This window comes from Chryseobacterium sp. Marseille-Q3244, from assembly GCF_940807095.1.
Classification (GTDB): Bacteria; Bacteroidota; Bacteroidia; order Flavobacteriales; family Weeksellaceae; genus Chryseobacterium.
Genome location: NZ_CALNWX010000001.1, coordinates 37,885 through 60,819 on the forward strand (window position 1 = coordinate 37,885; position 22,935 = coordinate 60,819).

Genomic DNA, 22,935 nt, shown 5'->3' on the forward strand with positions numbered 1-22,935 from the left:
TTTCTATCTAAACCTTAACATTTTATTAAATTAAACTCAGGTTATTTTAATCTTTATTCTTATATAAAATTAGTAATTTTACCCCCTCAATTTTTTGAATATACTAAGAATATGAAAAAATATTTAATCATTGCCGCCCTATTTTGCTTTGGTTTTGCTTTCTCACAACAGAGGCAGGTAAAGAGAGCAGCTGTCGCATTCCTGAACGTTGAAAACCTTTGGGACACAATACCTTCTGCAGATTATATTGACGGAACACTCCCACGTTCCAATCCTAAATTTCACAGAAGTGTACCCGTAGATTCTCTTAAATATCTGGAAACTACAGAAGACTATAAAGGGGAATGGAGTGATGATCTTTTGATTGGCAAAAAAGTAATCAGAAAACAGTTCTTATCCGAAGACTTTACGGCTAACAGCCCAAAAAGATGGGGAACAAAGTACTACAATCAGAAGCTGGCTAATGAAGCTAAGGTGATTTCTGAACTTGGAAGACAATATACCAACGATAACCCTGCCATATGTGGATTGATCGAGGTAGAAAACAGACAGGTAATTGAAGACCTAATCAAGCAGCCTGCTTTAGCTAAGAGCAACTATGGCATTGTACATTTCAATTCTTATGATTCCAGAGGAATTGATGTAGCTATTATTTATCAGAAAGGAAGATTCTCTGTTTTAAATTCGTATAAAAAAGAGATTAAGATCTATGATGAGAACGGAAAAAGAGAATATACCAGAGACATTGTAATTGCTATCGGATTATTGGATGGAGAAAAAGTAGGAATCTTTATGAATCACTGGCCATCCAGAAGAGGGGGAGAAGCTATTTCCCTAGCGAAAAGAAATACTGCCGCTACTGTATTGAAAGAGGAAATGGACAAAGTAACTGCTGAAAATCCAGGAATTAAATTATTCTCAATGGGTGACTATAATGATGACCCGGTAAGTCCAAGTTTGAAAAAACATTTGGCTGCAGTGGGGGATCCAAGTGAATTGTCTGATAAGACTCCTTATTATAATTTAATGTATAAATTATATAAGGCAGGGGTAGCTTCTCTTGCATACAGAGATGCTCCGAACTTGTTTGACCAGATTATTGTTTCAAGAAATCTTTATTCTCCTGAAAAAATCACTCCTACTTATACCATTTTTAAAGCTGAGATTTATGCTCCGGCTTATCTGGTAAACAAAGAAGGACAGTGGAAAGGATATCCTTTACGTTCTTGGGATGGTGACCGATTCACTGGTGGATACAGTGACCACTTCCCTGCGGTTTCCGTAGTTCAGAAAGAATATATTAAAAAATAATACAGAAAGGCACTCTTATTGGAGTGCTTTTTTAATAAATAATTGAATCATGAAAAATTTTGTTCTAATTCTGTTTATTGCTCTCATCCCTTTCAGTTGTCTTTCACAGCAAAACAACTCTAAAAATGATAAGGAGCAGCATGAAATGAAACCGTCTAAAAATGATGACGGAGAATGGGATCTTACTGTCATTGACACTGAATTTGATTATTTCCTGAATGCTGTAGCCAAACCTATAAGCCAATATTCAGAATCTTTTCTGAAAGCAAAAAATACATTCCTGGTAAATGAATGGAACAGCTATTACAGCACTGGAAAATATAGAAACATCATAGAATCCGGAATCGATTATAATCCAAGAGAAAATTATGGGATAAAGTTTGAATACAAGCTTTACCAGGTATTTGCATATGTAAACTGGAAGTATGGATTAAAAATGAACGGTTTATCCGGAAGCGATGTCTTCAGAGGCGGAAGGTAATTCAAAGTATCATATCTAATAAAAAAGGTTCAGAAAATTCTGAACCTTTTATTTTTATAATAGCTGAAAATTATTTGTTGAATAATTCCTCTACCTTATCCCAGTTTACTACATCAAAGAATGCAGAAACATAATCAGGTCTTCTGTTTTGATAGTTTAGGTAATAAGCGTGCTCCCAAACATCTAATCCTAAAACCGGAGTTCCTTTAACGTCTGCAACAGGCATTAATGGGTTGTCTTGGTTTGGAGTTGAAGAAACAGATACAGATCCGTCAGTATTTTTTACCAACCAAGCCCATCCTGAACCGAATCTTGTTTTAGCAGCATCAGAGAAATCCGTTTTGAATTTTTCAAGGCCACCATAGTTTTCGATAGCAGCTTTTACGTTTCCTACTGGTTCTTTGCTTCCACCAGGAGTTAAAATTTCCCAGAATAAAGAGTGGTTGAAGTGTCCTCCTCCATTGTTTCTTACAGCTGGTTTATCAGTTCCTGTCTTGCAGATTTCTTCAATAGTTTTTCCTGCTAAATCAGTTCCTTCAATGGCTTTATTTAAATTGTCAATATACGCTTGGTGGTGTTTCGTATAGTGGATTTCCATAGTTCTTGCATCGATCGTAGGCTCTAATGCATCGTATGCATATCCTAATTTTGGTAATTCAAATGACATAATCTTTATTTTTAATGTTATACTTCAAAATTAGCCAATATTTAAGGTATTATCAAAGATTGGGGATTACTTTAATAAATCTTTAACATTGATATATTGATTTAGAATGAATTAATTTTTTAAATATTTCTAATTTCATCAGGTAATCTGTCTACTTTGATATTCCACATCCTATTCAAAGCATCGTTTATTTTCAATTTCGTAACTTCCACAATATGATAAGTTTTTATAAAAAATACTTCTCTCACTGAATGTTTAACTTTAAATACTTTTTATTATGAAAATCGGACTTTTTGGATTTGGAAAAGCAGGAAAAGCTGTAGCGTCAGTTATTCTTCAAAACAAAGATCATTCTCTACAATGGATTTACAGAAAATCAAACAGATCTTCTACCAGAGATGCTGCAGACTTTCTTGGAGTGGAAAGTGATGATCCCGGTCATTTTTATTCAGAGAAAAGAATAAGCGTAGAGGAATTACTTGAAGAGCATCCGGTAGATGCCATCATTGACTTTTCATCCCAGGATGGAATTTATACTTACGGAGAATCTGCCGCACAAAAGAAGGTAAGAATCATATCAGCGATTTCCCATTATTCTGATAAGGAAGTACGTTTTCTGAATAAACTAGCTCAGAAAGCGACTGTATTTTGGTCACCTAATATTACTTTGGGGATTAACTATTTACTATATGCCGCTCAGTTCTTAAAAAAGATTGCTCCTTCTGTAGATATAGAAATAGTGGAAGAGCATTTTAAAGATAAACAGGGAATTTCAGGAACTGCCATCCGGATTGCAGATGTTCTGGATTTGAAGGATGAAAAGATAAATACCATCAGAGCCGGCGGAATTGTTGGAAAACATGAGGTTATTTTCGGTTTTCCATTCCAGACGGTAAGACTCATTCATGAATCTATTTCAAGAGATGCCTTTGGTAACGGAGCTTTGTTTGCTGCCGAACATCTTATCAATAAAAAACCGGGCTTCTATAAATTTGAGGATTTATTGCATCCTTATTTCAAAGTATAGAAGCCCGGCCTATTAACAATTTAATTTATTATTTATTCATAGACATCAGGAATTCTTCATTATTAAGAGTTCCTTTGATGTTTTTATTTACAAATTCCATTGCTTCTACAGGATTCATTTCAGAAAGATATTTTCTAAAAATCCACATTCGCTGAGAAGTTACTTCATCCAGAAGAAGATCATCTCTACGGGTGCTTGAAGAAATTAAATCAATAGCAGGATAAATTCTTCTGTTCGCAATTTTTCTGTCTAATTGAAGCTCCATGTTTCCTGTACCTTTGAATTCTTCAAAGATAACTTCATCCATTTTAGAACCCGTATCAATTAATGCAGTAGCAATAATCGTTAAGGAACCACCACCTTCAATTTTTCTTGCCGCTCCGAAGAATCTTTTCGGCTTATGAAGTGCATTCGCATCTACCCCACCGGAAAGAACTTTACCTGATGCAGGCGTTACTGTATTGTATGCTCTTGCTAATCTCGTAATAGAGTCCAATAGGATCACTACATCGTGCCCACATTCAACCATTCTCTGCGCTTTTGCCAGAACAAGGTTAGCTACTTTCACATGTTTTTCTGCAGCTTCATCAAATGTAGAAGCAATAACTTCTGCATTTACACTTCTTTCCATATCTGTAACCTCTTCCGGACGCTCATCAATCAGAAGAACCATCATATATACTTCCGGGTGATTAGCCGCAATAGAATTGGCAATATCTTTAAGCAACATGGTCTTACCTGTTTTAGGCTGTGCTACAATCATCGCTCTCTGCCCTTTTCCGATTGGTGCAAATAAATCTACAATTCTTGTCGAAATGGTAGACTCACTTCCTGCAAGATTGAATTTCTCTTCAGGGAAAAGTGGTGTAAGATATTCAAATGCAACACGATCCTTAATAAATGCAAGGTCACGTCCGTTTACTTCTGTAGGTTTTAATAAAGAAAAGTACTTTTCGCCTTCTTTTGGAAGTCTTACAATTCCTTTAACGGTATCTCCCGTTTTTAATCCATAATTTCTGATCTGTGCTGTAGAAACATACACATCATCAGGAGAAGAAATATAACTGAAATCCGATGAACGTAAAAATCCATAGTTATCAGGTAATATTTCCAACACCCCTTCAATGCTTACCATTCCATCGAAACTGAATTCTTTTTTATGGTCATGCTGCTCCTCTGCCTTTTCAGAATGTCTGTTTTGATTCTGATTTTGGTGTTGGTTTTGATGCTGATGCTGGTTTTTATGTTGGTTTCCACTGTTCTGTGGATGGTTGTGTCCTTTTTGAGGTCTGTTAGCCTGTGGTTGTTGAGAAGGGGTATTGTTAGGCTTTTCATCTGCCTGGGCAGGCTCTTGAGATTCTGTGTTTTTAGGAGCTTCTGTTTTCTCCTGAGAAGTTTCTGTATTTCCAGTATTGGTAGAAACTCTTTTTCTTTTTTTCTTAGCTGAATTGGCTGCAGATGATTCTTCATTTACTGTTGCTTCTACTGCTTCAGCTATAGGCTCTTCTGTTTTTACTTCTTCAGCAACCGGCGTTTTTTCTTCTACTTTTTCCTCTACTTTTGGTTCTGCCGGTGCTTTCGCACTTACCCTTGGCTTTGCTGGGGCTTTCTTTGGAGCAGCTTTTTTTACCGGAGCTTTTACAGTTTTTTCTGCTGGAGCTTCTTCAGTATTGGCGCTGGTTTCCGTGGCGTTGAAATAATCTTTTGATACTTTAGGATTAGAAGCCTGAAAGTCAAGAATTGCAAAGATCTTATCATTATCATTGCTGTTTCTTGCAACTTTAACGCCCAAATCCTTTAAGATTTTAGTCAGTTCCGTTACGGATTTTGACCTTAACGTTTCTATGTTAAACATATTTATGTAAAAATGTAATTAATTGTGAGTAAGAAAAGTAAGTCCGGTGACTTTTGTTTTCAAGTACATTGTATAATGCAAATCTACACTTATTTTTGAATTGTGCAAAATTTATATTATTTTTGCCTAGAATTTAATATTCAATGCTACAGAGAATACAAACTATATGGACTTTATTAGCAGTTTTAGCTGCTGTTTTCCTTTTTATAACAGGACAGGATGTCGTAATTTCAGACAGCATCCCTGTACTTAATATAGGATGTATTATCCTTGTTATTATTGGATCATTAAGTGTTTTTAGTTTTAAAAACAGAAAAAGACAAATTTTGCTGAATACCATCAGCATCATTATAAACGCTTTGTTGATTGGTGTATTGGCGTACTGGCTGCTAAACTTATCCGGAGGAATACATTTTCCTGAGAAGGGTATTGAGCCGATTTTCCCATTAATTGCGGTAATATGTCTGCTGATAGCAAACGTATACATCCGAAAAGATGAGAGGCTCGTGAAATCTGTAGACAGACTACGATAACCTTACAACGATTTTTTGAGTAAGAACAGTTCCTTTTTGGAGCTGTTTTTTATTTTTATATAGCTGTACTCTTCAATTCTAATCTGCAATTCTTTCCGAATCAGGTAATTTATGTAACTTCCTTGCAACATTTTGATCAAAAAGACGACAGATCCAATAACTTTTAATTAAAGACTATGAAAAAGCTAACTTATCTTACTTTATCCTTATTCTCCATATCCACTTTTGCTCAAGAAGTTTCAAAAGAAAGAGTAAAAACCGTTATTTCCACTCTCGCCTCTGATGAAATGAAGGGACGAGAAATCGGAACCCCGGAAAATGATAATGCAGCCAACTATATTGCTACATTATTTAAGGAAAACAATCTTGAATACTGTACCGGAAACTCCTATCTGATTCCTTTTGACTACAATGGTAAAACCGCTTATAATGTTTGCGGTATAAAGAAAGGTAAATCTGATAAAAACCTTGGCTTTTCAGGACATTTTGATCATATTGGAACCAACAATAAAAGTGGAGACAACATTTACAATGGTGCCGATGATGACGCAAGCGGAATTACCACACTGGTAGGCATCGCAGATTATTTTAAAAATAAGAAGCCTGAATTTTCAATGGTTTTCATGGCTTTCAACGGAGAAGAAAAAGGAATGTTAGGATCACAGGCTATCTCTGAGGATAAAAATCTTGATAAAATTTACAATAATATGGCCGCCCTTTTTAATTTTGAAATGGTAGCTACTGAATCTCAATGGGGTAAAAATGCATTATATATGACTGGAGACGGCTTTTCAGATCTTGATGAGCTATTCAATAAACATGCAGTAAATGGTTTAAAAATCAATGCTGATCCATATGCTAAGCAGCAACTCTTTTATCGTTCTGATAATGTAAGCTTTGTAAAAAAGAAAATTATTGCGCATTCATTTTCAACGGTTGATATGACCAAAGCAACGCATTATCATCATGTGAATGATGACATGAATATTGTTGATGTTGATAATATGACCCAGATCATCAATAATTTTGGAAAGACATTAGATAAATTAAGCCCTAAAAATTTTGCTCCAAAGTATAACGATCAGGTCAATTTTAATTAATTCTGACTTTCACATACATGCCGCCTATAAGGCGGTTTTATTTTGACCTTAACCGAAATTCTGTATTTTTTAACCTTGAGTTTTACCCGTATTTTACACTTCTTTCTCACTTTATTTCAAAGCGTTGTAACAAAAATCCTCATTTTGAAACTTATCAATTAAAGTAAAACCGGATTAAGAACGTCTTATCTTCTAATTTTACGTAATTTTGCTATCCAAATTTTTCATTGAATGAATGAGTATAAAAAAATTCTGAGGTTCGCCAAACCCCATCAAAAATATATCTACGGAAGTTTATTTTTCAACATTCTGTATTCTGTATTTCAGATTGCTTCTCTGGGGACTATTTTACCGGTTTTAGGGATGCTTTTCGGCACCATTAAGCCTGAAAAATATGAAGTACCTCCTGTTTATTCCGGTGACATTACAGATTTCTTCACTTATATAAAAGAATATTCCAACTATTATGTTCAGACACTAGTCAGTACTCACGGTGCCCTTACGGTTCTCGCATGGCTTTGTGTGATTACTGCCTTTATGTTCTTTTTAAGAAATGCATTCCGATACTTCGGGTCCTTATTGCTCATCAACTATCGTGTTGGAGTTACTAAAGATCTCCGTGGTGCGATGTACAGAAAAATACTTTCTTTACCGGTATCCTTTTTTACAGAAAGCCGAAAAGGTGATATGATGTCCCGTATGTCTAATGATGTAGGTGATGTTGAAGGAAATATTTTGGGAAGTTTAATAGAACTTATCAATGCGCCTTTCATGCTTATCAGCACATTGATTACTTTATTTTTCCTGAGTGCGGAAATGACTCTTTTCTCTCTGCTTGTACTTCCTGTAATGGGAACAATGATTGCGCTCATTGGAAAAAGTCTTAAAAAAGATTCTCATGAAGCACAACATGAGTTGGGAACCATCTTTTCTATTGTAGATGAAACTTTAAAATCTTCAAAGGTTATTAAAATATTTAATGCCGAAAAGATCATGGACAACCGTTTCATGAAATCAATGAACAAGTGGATATCAAGTTCTATCAACTTAGGTAAAAAGAAAGAATTAGCCTCTCCAATGAGCGAATTCCTAGGTTCTATCACCTTTTTGATCATTGCATGGTATGGAGGTAAACAAATCATTGTGGAACAAAGCATATCGCCTGCTGATTTCCTGGTATTCCTGGGAATGTTCTTCCAGATTCTTCCGCCTGCAAAAAGTTTATCAACATCCATTTCCAATGTACAGAAAGGAGAAGCTTCCCTGAAAAGAGTATTGGAAATTCTTGATGCTGATGTAAAAATCGAAGAAATTGCAGAACCGGTTTCCATTTCAACGCTTAATAACAATATTGAATTCAAGAATATTGGGTTCTATTATGATAAAGCCAATCTGATCCTTAAAAACTTTGAGCTAACAATTCCTAAGGGTAAAACGGTTGCATTGGTAGGACAAAGTGGAAGTGGAAAAACCACTATTGCTAATCTTTTAGCAAGATTCTATGATGTTTCTGAAGGACAAATCCTTATTGATGGTGTAGATATTAAGCATTTGAAGCTACAGGAATACCGCCAGCTTCTGGGAATGGTAACTCAGGAATCTGTATTGTTCAACGATTCTGTTTACAACAATATTCTGATGGGTAAACCTGATGCTACCAGAGAAGAGGTGATTGCGGCGGCTAAAATTGCGAATGCCGATACATTTATTACCGGTCTTTCTGAAGGATATGATACCAATATCGGAGATGATGGAAATAAGCTTTCCGGAGGTCAGAAACAAAGGGTATCTATTGCAAGAGCCGTATTGAAGAATCCACCAATTATGATCCTGGATGAAGCCACTTCAGCTTTAGATACAGAGTCTGAAAGATTTGTACAAGATGCTTTGGAAAAAATGATGGAAAACAGAACTTCACTTGTGATTGCTCACCGACTTTCTACCATCCAAAAAGCAGACTGGATTGTGGTAATGGAAAAAGGAACAATTGTAGAACAGGGAACTCATCATGACCTTATTGCTAAAAAGGGCATGTATAACAAACTTGTTGAACTTCAAAACTTTGACTAATTATTTTTAAATCCATATAAAAATGAATCCTATACAAGAGTATTTCTACAGAATCGAAGAGCCTGAAAGAAGTACTCTTCTTTTTTTACGGGAAACCATCCTGGCTTCAGATCCTGAAAACATTACAGAAACATTCAGCTTCGGACTTCCATTTATTAAGTATAAAAAGAAAATGCTGTGCTATTTCTACTACAGCAAAAAATATAAGAAACATTATCTTAGCTTTTATCACGGTGATAAATTAGACTACCCTGAATTGACACAGGATGGAAGAAAGAAATTTAAAATTCTTTTAATTGACGCGGAAGAAGATTTACCCACGGAATTTATATTGGGCCTTCTAGAAGAAATAAAAATTTATATCAAATAAAAAACTCCGGTACGAATATTCGTACCGGAGTTATCTTTAAAAAACCTTATCATTTTGTGTTTATTCCACTGAATTCTGCCTTTTTAATCGCCCAGGCAAGAGCATTTGCATAGAATATTGAGTTATACACATTCATTTCATAAGCAGCCACTCCATTTCCATAATTGGGTTTAGCAATTGGCTTATAGTTAGTATCTGCGTAGAACGGGCATATCGTATCTGACGTATTTGGGGAAGCAACGGTTCCACACTGAGAGTTGAATCCACCATCTCCTACCCAGATGAAGTTAAGCGTATTGTGTTTAAATGCTGTTACTCTGCCTATAGTTCCTGACGGTGAAGCGGTAGAGATGTTCGTGTCGCCTGAATATACTGTAATTTCACTCGAAGGCAGTCCTGTTGCATACGTTGTAGCAGAAGCATCTTCTCCCCACTGTAGTCCTCGTATATCTCCAAAGGGACCATTCAATATTTCATCATTAGTCAGTGGCAGTTTATAGATAGCCCCAGCACTGTTTACACTTCCTGTATTTACCGATCCGTCAAAAACATTTCTGAAAAGATTCTGCATACCACTATTGCTTTCAGAATAAGCAACAATTACACCTCCTTTTGCCAGATAGTTCTTTAACACCTGTGCTTCTGCAGCATTCATTCCCCATGCATATCCTATTACGATAATATCTACAGGATTGGCTCCGGTTGTCCAGTTTGTCAACTGTGTAGCATTCGGGCTGTCTGTACCATCTATGATCTGATCCCAGCCCTCATATTTTACGATACTATTGGCCAATGTTCCAAAATTAGCTGCGGCTTTGGTCACCATACCTGACGGTGAAGTTCCCGATACATTGTAGCCACAACCGTTTGGTGCTGTTCCGATCGACAAAAGCTTTTTCTTTGGAACAACTACGATCACATTTACTGTACAGGTTGTTGAAACTCCACCTTGGCTGTCCGAAGTGATTGTTATTGTTTTTACAGTTGTGGAAGAAGGAGAACCTGTACCTTGCAGCGTAACATTCTGATTTCCTGTAGCAGTAAATGTTCCTGATCCGCTGAAAGAAATTCCGTCAACAGTATTCGTTGTAATATTATAACTCCCTAATGCCGCCACGTTCACAGGTAAAGTAATCGTATTGGAAGCGGTAAGAGCTGTTCCTACTTTATAAACTCCGTTTACGGTTGCAGTTCCGCAACTCATAGTATAAGTTCCAGCAGGGCTTAGAACCACAATAGAAATTGCAGGTGTACATGTAACGTCTGCTCCGTTTGCTGCCAATGTGACATTATCTGTCTGGATATTCACAGGAGTACCCTGTCCCGAAATTTGTATTGTTTGTGTTCCGGTATTAAGGAAAACTCCGGTTCCATAAAAATTATATCCGTTAGAAGTCGTTCCGGAAATTGTATAATTACCCACTTTTGTTACATTCACTGTAATGCTCAGGTAATTTGAATTGGTAAGTTCTTTACCTTTTACATAGCTTCCCATTGCTTTTGATGTGGAACAGTCTACAGTAAAAACAGATTTCCCCATCTGTCCGCAGACACTTTTCCATTCGTTATCTGCAAGACTCCAGTAATTGATACAATCTTCTGAAGTATTGTAAATGGTCAAACCATCATCTTTGGATGGGGTAATGACAATTGTATTTCGCTGCGTTTCAGTTAATCTGGGAATAAGTACTCCTTTGTTATTATTTCCTGAAACCACATCCAAAACAGAATTTGAATTGGGTGATGTAGTATTAATCCCTACAGCACCATTATTGGTCTGTGAATAGGTTTTTCCAAAACCAAAGAGCATTGCTATTAACAAGACTTTGATTGAGGACATTGTAAATTTTGTGTCCATCATTGTATGAGTTATTAATGTTTAATGATTAAAAATCCAGTTAAGTCATTTAACCGACACAAAATTATCATCCACAGCTATTTATCATATCAAATCCAGATACGCAATACTACTCACGCGTAGTAAAACTCACAAAACATCAATCACTTACAGCAATAAAAACAACAAATAAAAATTTGAATTATTTAATAAAAACTAAACATAATTTTAAAAACCATTTTCATCAATAATCAAATTCCATTATTTGACATTAATTTAAAAAAAATAAAATATTTTGATTGCACAAAACATAATATTCATTTACAATTTGAAAATGCTTTTCCATTTGGTAATTGTATTTCTGCTTATTTTAAAATGAGTACTGAGTTGAAGATTGGTAAGCTCATTTCTTTTCTGGTATCTTAGGATTTTCAAAATAGACGCTTCATCGTAAGACCGAAGCCTTTGATTATTACGTCCAATAACATAGTCTGGGTCACCAAAAATTAATTGATTAAACTTTAAAACATCAATGGCAGAATCCAATGTTTCCAGCTTACGCTTAACAGCGCTATCTATTAATTTTTCAGGAAACTTTTCTGTAAGAATATCGCTATAAATCTGCTTGTAATCCGGCATTATACTTTTTTTATCCATTTATACAGGGTTGTTTTGGGAATTTTATACCTTTCAACAACTTCGTGAGCTGTCATTTTTCCGGTTCTTATTTTTTCCAGTATAAAATCCTTTACTTCCTGTGTATAGATATTTTTTCTGAAGACTATCGTACTATTTTCCTGAGTGGCAGTGTTATCAAGGCTTGTCTGTGGCGCATACAAAATTAAATGACCGGTATAAAATCTGAAAAAATCAAATTTTAACAGCTTACACCATTTCAATAGAACATCAGTATCCATGCTCTTTGCATGATACATCTTTTCTATTTCATTTTCCGTTTTGTCTAAAAACCTGGAAATTCTTTCTATTGACATCTGATGCTCTTCCACTTTGGATCTGAGCAGATTTCCAATATGAATGTTCTTAATATTCATCACACTATTTTTAAGTAAAAATATTGACAAGAGAAATAAAAAACACCATCTGCTACCACTCAACATTACGTGTGCGTAACAAAAATCGAAATTATATTTAAATTTTAATCAAAAAGCTATTAATGTTAATCTCAGAGGGAATATTCAGTTTTTTCCGGATCCTGTATTTTTTGCTTTCAACAGCACGAATACTGTTTTTGGTACACTGTGCTATTTTCTTGGTATCAAAATCAAGTTTCATCAAAGCACAGAAATACAGTTCAGAATGAATAAGGTTAGGATTTATCTTTAAAATACCTGGAATAAAATGAGGAAAAAACACCTGAAACTTTTCAAAAAACATGGGAGAATTATGCTCAGCCAGACCTAAAATTTCCTCAATATTTTCTTCTGAAAGATGGTTGATAAACATCTGATGTTTCATCAGCTCCGTGTTGGTTTTAACAAGGTCTTTGATGGTAGAATCTTTCTCTCTTTTATCGGTAATCAAACCATGAATGAGCTGATCTTTCTGGGTAATGAAAACAATGTCCATAAGAAAAGATGCAATAGAAAATAAAATATTAAGGAGCTTTATTGTTTTAAAATCTTCCGACTCTATAAATCTGCTCTTTGGCAGGAAATCAAAATCAAAATACAGACATACAATAAAATTAATACTGATCATAAACGTTATAAAAAAGATAGACAGAGCATCTTTTTTATAATTCAAAAAGAATGGAACAGCAAACAGAAGGCAGAAATAAAAGTATTCTACTCCTGCATTTTTATAAGTATAAATATTAAAAAAGTTTACAATAAAAGTGAGCAAAACAAATATCCCGATGATAACAGGTTTCAGAATCTTTTTAAACCGTTTCGTTTTTCCTTTTATAGCCATTAAAAACAACCAGAAAAAAGTAATAACTGTAAGAAACGTTGAGATGAACATATCCCCGAAAAAGGTTATGATAAAAATGGAATAAAACAGAAATATGAAAAACAGTAAAAGCAGATACCGATTAATGAGATGAAGATAATTGCTGTCATAATCATCATCCATTTTCTCCGCTTCATCGTTAATCACTTTAAAGAAATACTTATAAATCATCTTGTTGTTTTTTATGTTTTCACAAGCTCAAGTTGGCATTTGTACTACTGAAAGCATAAATTTCCCAATATTAATCGCTTTTAGATCACATAAAACTTACAAAACAAAATATCTGTCCATAATTTTCAGAGATAAAAGAATATGATTTGTGTTTTTCAGTTCTAATTTACTAAAAATCAGATTAAATTATTAAACAAAATATGACTAATGATAAAAAATCAACACTAAAAACCATAAAATATACTCAGTTATCCCTCGTATAGCATAAAAGCATGAATAACCTGTGTTTTTGTAGCTGCAAAAGTATTGATCCGGAGTTAAAAACTTTAACGCCTCGATACGCAATGTTACTCACGCGTAGTTAAACTCAATGATTAAATGAGGGCATTATAGTAATCAAATAGAAAAGAGGGCCTAAACGACCCTCTTTTACATTTATATTCAATAAAAATTTTAATTTTCTTTCAGTTTGGCAACAACATCCAAACCTCCTTTGGTAATGTCTCCAATCTTACAAATGATCTCAGTATCCAAAGGCAGGAATATATCCATTCTTGACCCGAATTTGATAAATCCGAACTCATGTCCGGCTTTCGCCTGATCTCCTTCATTACAATAGAATACGATCCTTCTGGCTACATATCCTGCAATCTGTCTGAAAACCACTTTATGATTGGTTTCAGTTTCAATAGCAACTGTTGTTCTTTCATTCTCTGTAGATGACTTTTCATGCCACGCTACCAGGTATTTCCCAGGATGATATTTTTTATAGACTACCTTCCCTGTAACCGGATATCTACAAATATGAACGTTCAAAGGAGACATGAAGATAGAAACCTGAATGGCCTTTCCTTTAATGAATTCATTTTCTTCCACTTCTTTGATCATTACCACTTTTCCGTCAACCGGAGCGATTACATTCTCTTTGTGGTCAAGAATAGTACGGTTCGGCACTCTGAAAAACCAGAATACAAGACAGTAAATAACCAACAAAGGTGCAATGATCAGCAAAGACCATATTTTAAGGAAATAGATAGCTAATGCCCCTAATACCAGAAAAAGTATCGTGGCTACGGTAATCGTCCCTTTTGATTCTCTATGTAATTTCATGAGATTAAATAAATTTTTCTAAAATAAAGTACAAATATACGACAGGAACGCAGATAATAAAACTATCCAGCCTATCTAATACTCCTCCATGTCCAGGAATAATGTTTCCACTATCCTTCACACCGAAGTTTCTCTTCAGTTGGCTTTCTACCAAATCTCCCAATGGAGCAAAAGCTGCCACTAAAAATCCAACAACCATCCAGTTCCCTCTTAACTCTGGCTGATAATGCTCTATAAAGTAAGATAAAACCAAGGTTAAAACAACACCTCCAGCATATCCTTCCCATGTTTTTTTAGGTGAAATTTTAGGGGCCATCTTATGTTTTCCAAAGAACTTTCCTACGAGATAAGCAAAAGTATCACTACTCCAGATCAGTATGAAAAGGAAAAGAACTTCCAGAGAGAAACTATCATTATAGCTTGAGAACTTAGGCAATCCCAACGCAAAACTGAATGGCAAGGCAACATAAATAACGGTAAAAATCAATTTTCCGCTATCGAAGTATAATTCGTTAGGAAACTTAAATAAAGTGACTATAGCGATACCAATGAGAGCAAGAGCTAATATTTCACTCAATCTGAAATCAAAAAAGAAATCATGATGGAAGTATCTTTTGGAAAAAATGTAAAATATAAAAATGACCAATGGATACACTACCCATTTTTCATAGCCTTTTCCAAACTTCATTATTTTAACACATTCCCAGGTACCTACAACCAACAAAAAACTCATCAATCCATGATAGAGATATTGTTGCTGAATAAGACCAGGGAAAACACTGTTAATAAGTTGCGCCCCTAGCGGAGTCGAACAAAGAATGATAATGGCTACATATACGAGACCTGAAACGGTTCTTTGAATGAGGTTTTTGTCCAAAATTTAAAATTTAGTAGTGGATGCTTAATCTTCAAGCAGCAATAAAAACAGTTTTGTATTGGAATTGGAAGAACTGTCCATTTTTGACTGGCTTCCGCTGATGGAAGTAAGGTTCTTTATATTTCCATTTCTTTTTATTTTCCCCATGGCATCATTCAGATTGTTTACAATCTGTGAAACATTGGCAATGATGATAATTCTATCCGGCAGCCTTGAAGAATGATAATGAAGAATATTATTGTGAGAAAGCATAATTCTTCCGTCATAGGCAATCAGGTATTCACAGGTGATAAATGCGGCTTCATTAGACGGCTGCAATTCTGAAGTATAAGAACTCTTCACAACATTTAAAAAGTTCTGAAGTTCCTTATCCCAACAGAACAGGTTGTTAATACCTTCTATTTTGATAATTTGATTTAAAGTTTGTAGAGCCTCCGCTTCATCTGCACAATAATTAAAAAATCCCCCCGAATGCGTAAATAATTGCGCAAACTTATAGTCGAGATCCGCATTTTTTAGCGAATCCCCAAGCTTCTCCAGGCTCTGTTTATCCTCTTCCTCAGGCTGGTTGGTAAGTTTGCTTACAATCCTCTTGAATAAATTCAACTTAATTTATTTTTAGTCAACTTTATACAAAAATAGAAAATAAATTACAATAGATTCCAAAATATCTCCTTAAATATGAAAAAACCTGACAATTTTAAAGTTGTCAGGTTTTATAATTCCTATTTTGTAAGGATTTTTAAAGCTGTGTTGGGCTTTCTGGAGCCTGTATTTCGCTTTCATCCTCTTTTTCTTTAATCTGAGGTGTTTCTAGCACTTCCGGCAGATCTTTTGCAGGAATCGTATTGGTAACCGGTTTCTCTGTCAATTCAGGATCCCAAGCTCTTTTACCAAAGATTTCCTCTAAATCTTCGCGGAAGATTACTTCTTTTTCTAAAAGTTTATTCGCTAGAGCATCTAATTTATCTTTGTTATCAGCAAGAATTCTAACCGCTCTTTCATATTGATTTTCGATAATCGATTTGATCTCTGCATCAATCTTAGTAGCTGTTTCTTCAGAATATGGTTTTCCGAATGAATATTCAGACTGACCTGAACTGTCATAGTAAGAAATATTACCGATGTTCGGGCTTAATCCGTAGATGGTTACCATTGCTTGTGCTCTCTTCGTTACCGTTTCCAAATCAGAAAGGGCTCCTGTAGAGATATTGTTGAAGATTACCTGCTCAGCTGCTCTACCTCCTAATGTTGCACACATTTCATCCAACATCTGCTCAGTAGTCGTAAGCTGTCTTTCTTCCGGAAGATACCAAGCTGCTCCTAGTGAACGTCCTCTTGGAACAATCGTCACTTTTAAAAGTGGTGAAGCATGTTCTACCAACCATGAAATAGTTGCGTGTCCTGCCTCGTGATAAGCTACTCTTCTCTTTTCAGAAGGTTTGATAGCTTTATTTTTCTTTTCAAGACCTCCTATGATTCTGTCTACAGCATCAAGGAAATCCTGTTTTGTTACTGAAGTATGATTATTTCTTGCTGCAATAAGCGCTGCTTCGTTACAAACGTTAGCAATATCTGCTCCACTGAATCCGGGAGTCTGCTTAGCAAGGAATTCTCTGTCTACATTGTCATCCAGTTTGATTTTCTTCAAGTGAACATCAAAAATCTGTCTTCTTTCGTGAAGTTCCGGAAGGTCTACATAGATCGAACGGTCAAAACGTCCTGCTCTCATCAAAGCTTTATCAAGGATATCCGCTCTGTTGGTTGCAGCCATTACGATAACATTCGTATCTGTTCCGAAACCGTCCATTTCAGTAAGAAGCTGGTTCAATGTGTTTTCTCTTTCATCGTTTCCGCCTGAGAAGTTATTTTTTCCTCTTGCACGTCCGATAGCATCAATCTCATCGATAAAGATAATCGCCGGAGATTTGGCTTTAGCCTGAGCAAAAAGGTCTCTTACTCTTGAAGCACCTACTCCAACAAACATTTCCACGAAATCAGATCCTGAAAGGGAAAAGAATGGAACTTTAGCTTCACCAGCAACAGCTTTTGCCAATAAGGTTTTACCTGTTCCCGGAGGCCCTACCAATAGTACTCCTTTAGGAATCTTACCTCCTAATTTTGTGTATTTTTCAGAGTTTTTCAAGAAGTCTACCACTTCCTGTACTTCTTCTTTAGCACCTTCTAATCCTGCAACATCTTTAAACGTTACCTGAATTCTTTCTTTTTCATCGAAAAGCTTAGCTTTAGATTTTCCAATAGAGAAGATCTGTCCGCCAGGACCTCCGCCTCCACCCATCTTTCTGAAAAGAAGGAAGTAGAATAATCCCAGAATTGCAATCCAGATTAATGCAGATATAAGAATATCTGCGAAAGGACTTTTTCCGGTTCCATAATCTTTAGCAGTTTTAATAGCCGGATTAGTTGCTTTGATCTGTTCAAATTTCTGAAGAAAAAGTTGAAGGTCCCCATATTTTACAGAGTAATCTGCTTTTGGGGCCATATCTAAAGCTGAAAAAGGGTTATTTTCCTTTCCGGTTTTGGAAACCATTGCTGATTTTGCTTCTTTGGTAAGGAAAACATCAGCTTTCTCTATGTCTTTGTATATAATAATATTCTGGACTTTACCCGCCTGCATTTCTCTAAAGAAACCATCTTCATCAATAGTTTTTGCTGCATCTCCACCAAGGAAATTGGAACCAAAGAAAAGCAAAAGAGCTATGATTGCAATAGGAAAGAACCAGTTGAATCCTTTGTTATTCATTTAGACTTTTTAAAATTTTTATTATTCATTTTCAATTTTGGTAATGACTGCGTCACCCCAAAGTTCTTCTATATCGTAATACTCACGAACATCTTTCTGGAATATGTGAACCACTACTGAAACGTAATCTACCAATACCCACATTGCATTTTCCGTACCTTCTACATGCCAAGGTCTGTCTTTCAGGTCGTTTCTTACTTTTTTTTCTACACTACCAGCTAATGCTGAAACCTGTGTATTCGAGTTACCGCTACATATTACGAACGTTTCCGCTACTGAATTTTCAATGTTTGAAAGATCAAAGATCATAATATCTTCTGCTTTTACATCTTGAAGTGCTTCAACGATTTTATCTATTAGTGCTTGTTTTTCTGCTGTTTTATTCATTAAAAAAATACTATAATCTGCAAATTTATTGTTTTTTCTTTACTTTAACCTTACTTTTACCTCCTTAATGTCTTAAAGTTTTCTTAAATGAGCCAACTCTTCTATCTGAAAGAATGTTCTTCTACTAATGACGAAATATCAAAGTTTTTACTTTACGAAAATTCAGATTTTATAGGATTACATACTTTTAGCCAAACTAAAGGTCGTGGTCAGTATGGAAATGTCTGGATTCCGACTGCCGGAAAAAACCTGGCATATACGCTGGCAGTGAATACTCAAAACATCCTGTGCTCCGACTTTATATTCAATTATTATACCGCAATTATTGTCAGGGATTTCCTTGCCAATTTGGCTGATTATGATGTAAAAATTAAATGGCCGAATGATATTATCCTTAAAGGTAAAAAAATCGTTGGAATTTTGATTGAAAAGAAAAAAATTAATCAAAATAATTACTTCATCATTGGAACCGGAATCAATATCCTTCAGGACAAATTTGAAGAAATTTCAAATGCCGGCTCACTTCTGACGCAGACAGGGCATGAATTCAACCTTGAAGAGCTTAGTGTTAACCTCCATGAGTTCTTGTCAGAAAAACTAAAAAACATCCCTTCTGACCAGGAAATACTGGATCGTTTCAATGAGAGTCTGTTTCGAAAGGATGAGATCTCTGTTTTTGAAATTGAAAAAGAGCGACAAAATGGCATCATCCGCAATGCAGATGACAAAGGAGAACTTTGGATCGAATTGGAAAAAGACGGTATGCGTTCTTTTTACCACAAGGAGGTAAAACTCCTCTATTGATTAGCTCTTTTGATATAAAGATATAGAGTAAGCGGAAGAAATACCAGATTAGGCAACCACATCGCTAAAGCCGGAGATAAGCTTTTATTTTCTGAAACCACTTTTAAAGCTTCAAATGAAAAGACAAACAGGAAGGCCAATGAAATCCCTATCGCAAGGTTAATCCCTAATCCCCCTCTCTTCTTTTGAGAAGACAGAGAAAGCGCAAGGAAGGTCAAAATAATAATAGAAACAGGCATTGATGTCCTCTGATGAAGCTCATTCAGATAAGAGTTCAGGTTACTGTTTCCTCTGGCTTTTTCTCTTTCTATGAATTTTAAAAGTTCGGGTGTTGTTTTATTCTGTCCTAAAAGTTCATTTGGGAAAAGCTCTTCAGGGGAATGGCTATAGTTTTTCCTAAGCTCTATCCCATTACTCAGCTTTTCTGTATTATCTTTATTGATGGTCTTTTCCAGATAGTTATTGAGTACAAACTGCTTTTTATCCTGATCCCAGTATACTTCACTAGCCTTCAATTCGTACACCATTTTTCTATGGGTATCAAACTTTTGATACACAAAGCTGGATCCTCTTTTTTCTCTTTTATTCCAGGAATCTACAAAGATATACTCTGTTTTACTCAATTGTGAAGAGGCAGGAGCAGTTCCCAGGATTTTTTCTTTATTGGCCGCATTATAGGTATATGCTTCCAGCTGATTTTTCTTGATATTAGCCCAAGGGAGAACCAAATGATACACCACAAGTGCCATTAATGCAATCAGAATTGAAGTATACAGATAAGGTTTTGAAAACCTGTGAAAACTAGCACCACTACTGATAATAGCCACAATTTCAGTATTGTTTGCCATCCTGGAGGTAAAGTAAATCACCGTGATAAATACCAAAATGGAAAGAAATGTTACTACAAGATTGATGATCCAGTAAGGATAAAAATGAAGCAGGAAATACCCAAGATCCAGTTTAGGATCAAGAGCCTTTGCATTTTCTATCCTTGGGATTTTTTGCTGAACATCGATAACCAGTACTACTATAGACAACAGTACCAGCATGAAACTAAAAGTTCCAAGGTATTTTTTGATGATATATCTGTCTACAATCTTAAGCATAATTCTTTTTACATTCTTTGTCTAAGAACCGGTACGATAGAGTTTTTCCATTCATAAAAATCTCCTGCAATGATATGTTCTCTTGCTACTTTTACCAAGTCAAGATAAAATGCTAAGTTATGAATTGAAGCGATTTGTTTCGCCAGATATTCTTTGGATACAAACAGGTGACGAAGATACGCTTTTGAATATTCACGATCTACGAAGCTTGTTCCAAACTCATCCAAAGGCGAGAAATCACGCTTCCATTTTTCATTTTTAAGATTCATTACCCCTTGCCATGTGAAAAGCATTGCATTTCTGGCATTTCTTGTAGGCATCACGCAATCCATCATATCAATTCCTAATCCAATGGATTCCAGAATATTCCAAGGAGTTCCAACTCCCATCAGATATCTTGGTTTTTCTTTTGGAAGAATATCTGTTACTTCGTCAGTAATTCTGTACATTTCCTCTTCCGGTTCTCCTACAGAAAGACCTCCAATCGCATTTCCTTCTGCTCCTGCTTCAGAAATTACTTCTGAAGAAATTTTTCTTAAGTCGGAATAAGTAGATCCCTGAACAATTGGGAAAAGTCTTTGCTTATGTCCATATAATTCAGGATTATCATTGGTCCATTCTATACATCTTTTCAGCCAACGATGAGTAAGCTCCATAGATGATTTTGCCTGGTTGTAATCACAAGGATAAGGAGTACATTCGTCAAAAGCCATAAAAATATCAGCCCCGATCTGTCTTTGAATTTCCATTGATCTTTCCGGAGAAAACATGTGATAGCTTCCGTCAATATGAGACTTGAATCTAGCCCCTTCTTCTGTCATTTTTCGGTTGCTCGCTAACGAGAATACCTGAAAACCTCCTGAATCTGTAAGAATAGGAAGATCCCAGTTCATGAATTTATGTAAACCACCGGCATCCTGCATCGTTTCCATTCCTGGACGAAGATAAAGGTGGTAAGTATTTCCCAAAATAATCTGGGCTTTAATGTCTTCTTTTAATTCTCTCTGATGAACTGTTTTCACACTTGCAACAGTTCCCACCGGCATAAAAATAGGAGTTTGAATCTTCCCGTGATCTGTAGTAATCTCCCCTGCCCTGGCTTTTCCTTCAGAGGTTTTTTCGATATTAAAAAATTTCATCTGTACACTTTTTTAATTCGCTGCGATCAGCGATTATCATTGTCCGGGCAAAACCCGCTTCACCATTATTTATTTTTGAGGCATTCCCAATTCAGCCTTCTTTAGTTTATCTTTTACATATTGATCCGCTTTAGGATCCTTCTTTAATAAAATTTGCTGTGCTTCGGTGGCGATGTCTGCCATTTCTTCTTTAATCACATAATACTTAAAACTTTCAACAAAGTCATCCGGCTTTACATTATGAGATTTTAAAATAAACCTTGTACCAGCTTCCATATTCCTGTTCTGATACATAAAATTAACCTGATCGTTCATCACAAGGTCAGCGATAACTTCTGCCATCACCTCCTGATCGATCAGATTTTTAGGCTTATCAATATAATCACTACATGAAAACAGCCCCAGAAAAACAAAAACAAGGATCCAATTTTTCATCAGCTTATTTTTATATTTTGTATTGGAAGAATTAGTCATGTCTTATTTATAATCTATTGATGATTGACTTCCATTTTAAGTTTAAAACACCAAAAACAGCTTCATGGATAATTCCGCCATTCATTTTGCTTTCTCCTAAAATTCTATTGGTAAATATAATAGGAACTTCTACAATTCTGAAACCTTTTTTAAAAGCTCTGAATTTCATTTCTATCTGGAATCCGTATCCTTTCAGTTTTACATTATCTAATCCTATTTCTTCCAACACTTTTCTCGAAAAGCAGACAAAACCAGCTGTGGTATCGTGAATAGGAAGTCCTAAAACAAATCTAACATATTTTGATGCAAAATAGGACAGTAAAACTCTCCCCATAGGCCAGTTTACCACATTTACTCCTTTTGAATAACGGGAGCCGATGGCCATATCTGCATTCAGACAGGCTTCAAAAAGTTTGGGCAAATCATTAGGATTATGCGAAAAATCGGCATCCATTTCAAAAATATAGTCGTATTTATTTTCGATCGCCCATTTAAATCCATGAATATAGGCTTTACCTAATCCATCTTTACTATGTCTTATCGAAAGATGCAGATAATGTGGGTGTTTCTTCTGTAATTCCTTTACTATATCCGATGTTCCGTCTGGAGAAGAATCATCCACCACTAAGATATGAAAGTCATCCTCTAATGCAAAAACTGCGGAAATAATATTTTCAATATTTTCCTTTTCGTTATAGGTTGGGATGATGACGAGCTTTTTCATTTCAGTTTGCAAAGATAGTTTATTTAACCTTTTTATTTTATACAAAATAATCTATAATTTTGCAAAAAACTTTTTCAAAGATTCGTGGATCAGACTAAGATTGTTTTGCGCAGTTGTGAATGATGTATAAAAATCAATGAAAAAAGTGTTTAAGATT

The 22,935-nt window shown here is 35.4% G+C and carries 23 protein-coding genes; 8 read left to right on the forward strand and 15 right to left on the reverse strand.

Annotation, left to right across the window (positions count from 1 at the left end):
- Nucleotides 1-111 precede the first annotated feature (111 nt).
- Together NBX25_RS00160 and NBX25_RS00165 are read left to right on the forward strand one after the other, a co-directional pair.
- Nucleotides 112-1,311 (forward strand): endonuclease/exonuclease/phosphatase family protein, encoded by a 1,200-nt coding sequence (locus NBX25_RS00160; RefSeq protein ID WP_250252204.1) that lies wholly within the window; start codon nt 112-114, stop codon nt 1,309-1,311.
- A 49-nt stretch (nt 1,312-1,360) separates the two neighbouring features.
- Entirely contained in the window at nt 1,361-1,792 is a 432-nt protein-coding gene (locus tag NBX25_RS00165; RefSeq protein WP_123909309.1) for a DUF6146 family protein, read from the forward strand.
- 70 nt (nt 1,793-1,862) lie between these two features.
- Here the strand turns inward: NBX25_RS00165 and NBX25_RS00170 are convergent, their stop codons facing one another.
- The gene (locus NBX25_RS00170) at nt 1,863-2,459 is read right to left on the reverse strand and encodes a superoxide dismutase (protein ID WP_123909310.1); all 597 of its coding nucleotides are present in this window, start codon (nt 2,457-2,459) and stop codon (nt 1,863-1,865) included.
- 277 nt (nt 2,460-2,736) lie between these two features.
- Here NBX25_RS00170 and NBX25_RS00175 point away from each other — a divergent pair, with 277 nt between their 5' ends.
- The gene (locus NBX25_RS00175) at nt 2,737-3,486 is read left to right on the forward strand and encodes a 4-hydroxy-tetrahydrodipicolinate reductase (protein WP_123909311.1); all 750 of its coding nucleotides are present in this window, start codon (nt 2,737-2,739) and stop codon (nt 3,484-3,486) included.
- A 28-nt stretch (nt 3,487-3,514) separates the two neighbouring features.
- Here the strand turns inward: NBX25_RS00175 and rho are convergent, their stop codons facing one another.
- Nucleotides 3,515-5,341, reverse strand: coding sequence for a transcription termination factor Rho (rho, locus tag NBX25_RS00180; RefSeq protein WP_250252206.1), 1,827 nt, complete (start codon nt 5,339-5,341; stop codon nt 3,515-3,517).
- Between the two features lie 143 nt (nt 5,342-5,484).
- Between rho and NBX25_RS00185 the strand changes: the two genes are divergently transcribed.
- The 4 genes from NBX25_RS00185 to NBX25_RS00200 all read left to right on the forward strand — a co-directional run bounded on the left by NBX25_RS00185 (nt 5,485) and on the right by NBX25_RS00200 (nt 9,414).
- Nucleotides 5,485-5,874, forward strand: a complete 390-nt coding sequence (locus NBX25_RS00185) for a DUF4293 family protein (protein ID WP_123858660.1) — start codon at nt 5,485-5,487, stop codon at nt 5,872-5,874.
- 176 nt (nt 5,875-6,050) lie between these two features.
- The gene (locus NBX25_RS00190; RefSeq protein WP_123858659.1) at nt 6,051-6,974 is read left to right on the forward strand and encodes a M28 family peptidase; all 924 of its coding nucleotides are present in this window, start codon (nt 6,051-6,053) and stop codon (nt 6,972-6,974) included.
- A 231-nt stretch (nt 6,975-7,205) separates the two neighbouring features.
- Nucleotides 7,206-9,044 (forward strand): ABC transporter ATP-binding protein, encoded by a 1,839-nt coding sequence (locus NBX25_RS00195; RefSeq protein WP_123858658.1) that lies wholly within the window; start codon nt 7,206-7,208, stop codon nt 9,042-9,044.
- Nucleotides 9,045-9,066: 22 nt separating this feature from the next.
- The gene (locus NBX25_RS00200) at nt 9,067-9,414 is read left to right on the forward strand and encodes a DUF1801 domain-containing protein (RefSeq protein ID WP_250252208.1); all 348 of its coding nucleotides are present in this window, start codon (nt 9,067-9,069) and stop codon (nt 9,412-9,414) included.
- A gap of 49 nt (nt 9,415-9,463) precedes the next feature.
- On the opposite strand, the gene NBX25_RS00205 is transcribed toward NBX25_RS00200, so the two are convergent.
- From NBX25_RS00205 to rsfS, 9 genes are all read right to left on the reverse strand, one after another.
- Nucleotides 9,464-11,275, reverse strand: coding sequence for a phage tail-like protein (locus NBX25_RS00205; RefSeq protein ID WP_250252210.1), 1,812 nt, complete (start codon nt 11,273-11,275; stop codon nt 9,464-9,466).
- A gap of 297 nt (nt 11,276-11,572) precedes the next feature.
- Complete coding sequence (locus NBX25_RS00210) at nt 11,573-11,890, reverse strand: helix-turn-helix domain-containing protein (protein ID WP_250252212.1); 318 nt, start codon at nt 11,888-11,890, stop codon at nt 11,573-11,575.
- A complete protein-coding gene (locus tag NBX25_RS00215) occupies nt 11,890-12,303 on the reverse strand; it encodes a transposase (RefSeq protein WP_250252213.1) in 414 nt (137 codons plus the stop codon). Before NBX25_RS00215 ends, NBX25_RS00210 begins: the two co-directional genes overlap by 1 nt.
- A gap of 97 nt (nt 12,304-12,400) precedes the next feature.
- The gene (locus NBX25_RS00220; RefSeq protein WP_250252215.1) at nt 12,401-13,393 is read right to left on the reverse strand and encodes a Two component regulator three Y domain-containing protein; all 993 of its coding nucleotides are present in this window, start codon (nt 13,391-13,393) and stop codon (nt 12,401-12,403) included.
- Between the two features lie 453 nt (nt 13,394-13,846).
- Nucleotides 13,847-14,503: a phosphatidylserine decarboxylase family protein gene (locus tag NBX25_RS00225; RefSeq protein ID WP_250252217.1), complete on the reverse strand. Its 657-nt coding sequence runs from the start codon at nt 14,501-14,503 to the stop codon at nt 13,847-13,849.
- 4 nt (nt 14,504-14,507) lie between these two features.
- Complete coding sequence (locus NBX25_RS00230) at nt 14,508-15,380, reverse strand: phosphatidate cytidylyltransferase (RefSeq protein WP_250252219.1); 873 nt, start codon at nt 15,378-15,380, stop codon at nt 14,508-14,510.
- 24 nt (nt 15,381-15,404) lie between these two features.
- Entirely contained in the window at nt 15,405-15,986 is a 582-nt protein-coding gene (locus NBX25_RS00235) for an LUD domain-containing protein (RefSeq protein ID WP_164464417.1), read from the reverse strand.
- Nucleotides 15,987-16,122: 136 nt separating this feature from the next.
- Nucleotides 16,123-18,144 carry an ATP-dependent zinc metalloprotease FtsH gene (gene ftsH, locus NBX25_RS00240; RefSeq protein ID WP_123909318.1) on the reverse strand — a complete coding sequence of 674 codons (2,022 nt, stop codon included), beginning with the start codon at nt 18,142-18,144 and terminating at the stop codon, nt 16,123-16,125.
- Between the two features lie 21 nt (nt 18,145-18,165).
- Nucleotides 18,166-18,531 (reverse strand): ribosome silencing factor, encoded by a 366-nt coding sequence (gene rsfS, locus NBX25_RS00245; RefSeq protein ID WP_123909319.1) that lies wholly within the window; start codon nt 18,529-18,531, stop codon nt 18,166-18,168.
- Between the two features lie 87 nt (nt 18,532-18,618).
- Here rsfS and NBX25_RS00250 point away from each other — a divergent pair, with 87 nt between their 5' ends.
- Nucleotides 18,619-19,335 carry a biotin--[acetyl-CoA-carboxylase] ligase gene (locus tag NBX25_RS00250; RefSeq protein ID WP_250252221.1) on the forward strand — a complete coding sequence of 239 codons (717 nt, stop codon included), beginning with the start codon at nt 18,619-18,621 and terminating at the stop codon, nt 19,333-19,335.
- Here the strand turns inward: NBX25_RS00250 and NBX25_RS00255 are convergent.
- From NBX25_RS00255 to NBX25_RS00270, 4 genes are all read right to left on the reverse strand, one after another.
- Entirely contained in the window at nt 19,329-20,441 is a 1,113-nt protein-coding gene (locus NBX25_RS00255) for an LptF/LptG family permease (RefSeq protein WP_123909321.1), read from the reverse strand. The genes NBX25_RS00250 and NBX25_RS00255 overlap by 7 nt on opposite strands.
- A gap of 8 nt (nt 20,442-20,449) precedes the next feature.
- A complete protein-coding gene (gene tgt, locus NBX25_RS00260) occupies nt 20,450-21,580 on the reverse strand; it encodes a tRNA guanosine(34) transglycosylase Tgt (RefSeq protein WP_250252223.1) in 1,131 nt (376 codons plus the stop codon).
- 69 nt (nt 21,581-21,649) lie between these two features.
- Nucleotides 21,650-22,015, reverse strand: coding sequence for a DUF4296 domain-containing protein (locus NBX25_RS00265; protein WP_123909323.1), 366 nt, complete (start codon nt 22,013-22,015; stop codon nt 21,650-21,652).
- Between the two features lie 46 nt (nt 22,016-22,061).
- A complete protein-coding gene (locus NBX25_RS00270) occupies nt 22,062-22,778 on the reverse strand; it encodes a polyprenol monophosphomannose synthase (protein ID WP_123909324.1) in 717 nt (238 codons plus the stop codon).
- Nucleotides 22,779-22,935: the final 157 nt, after the last annotated feature.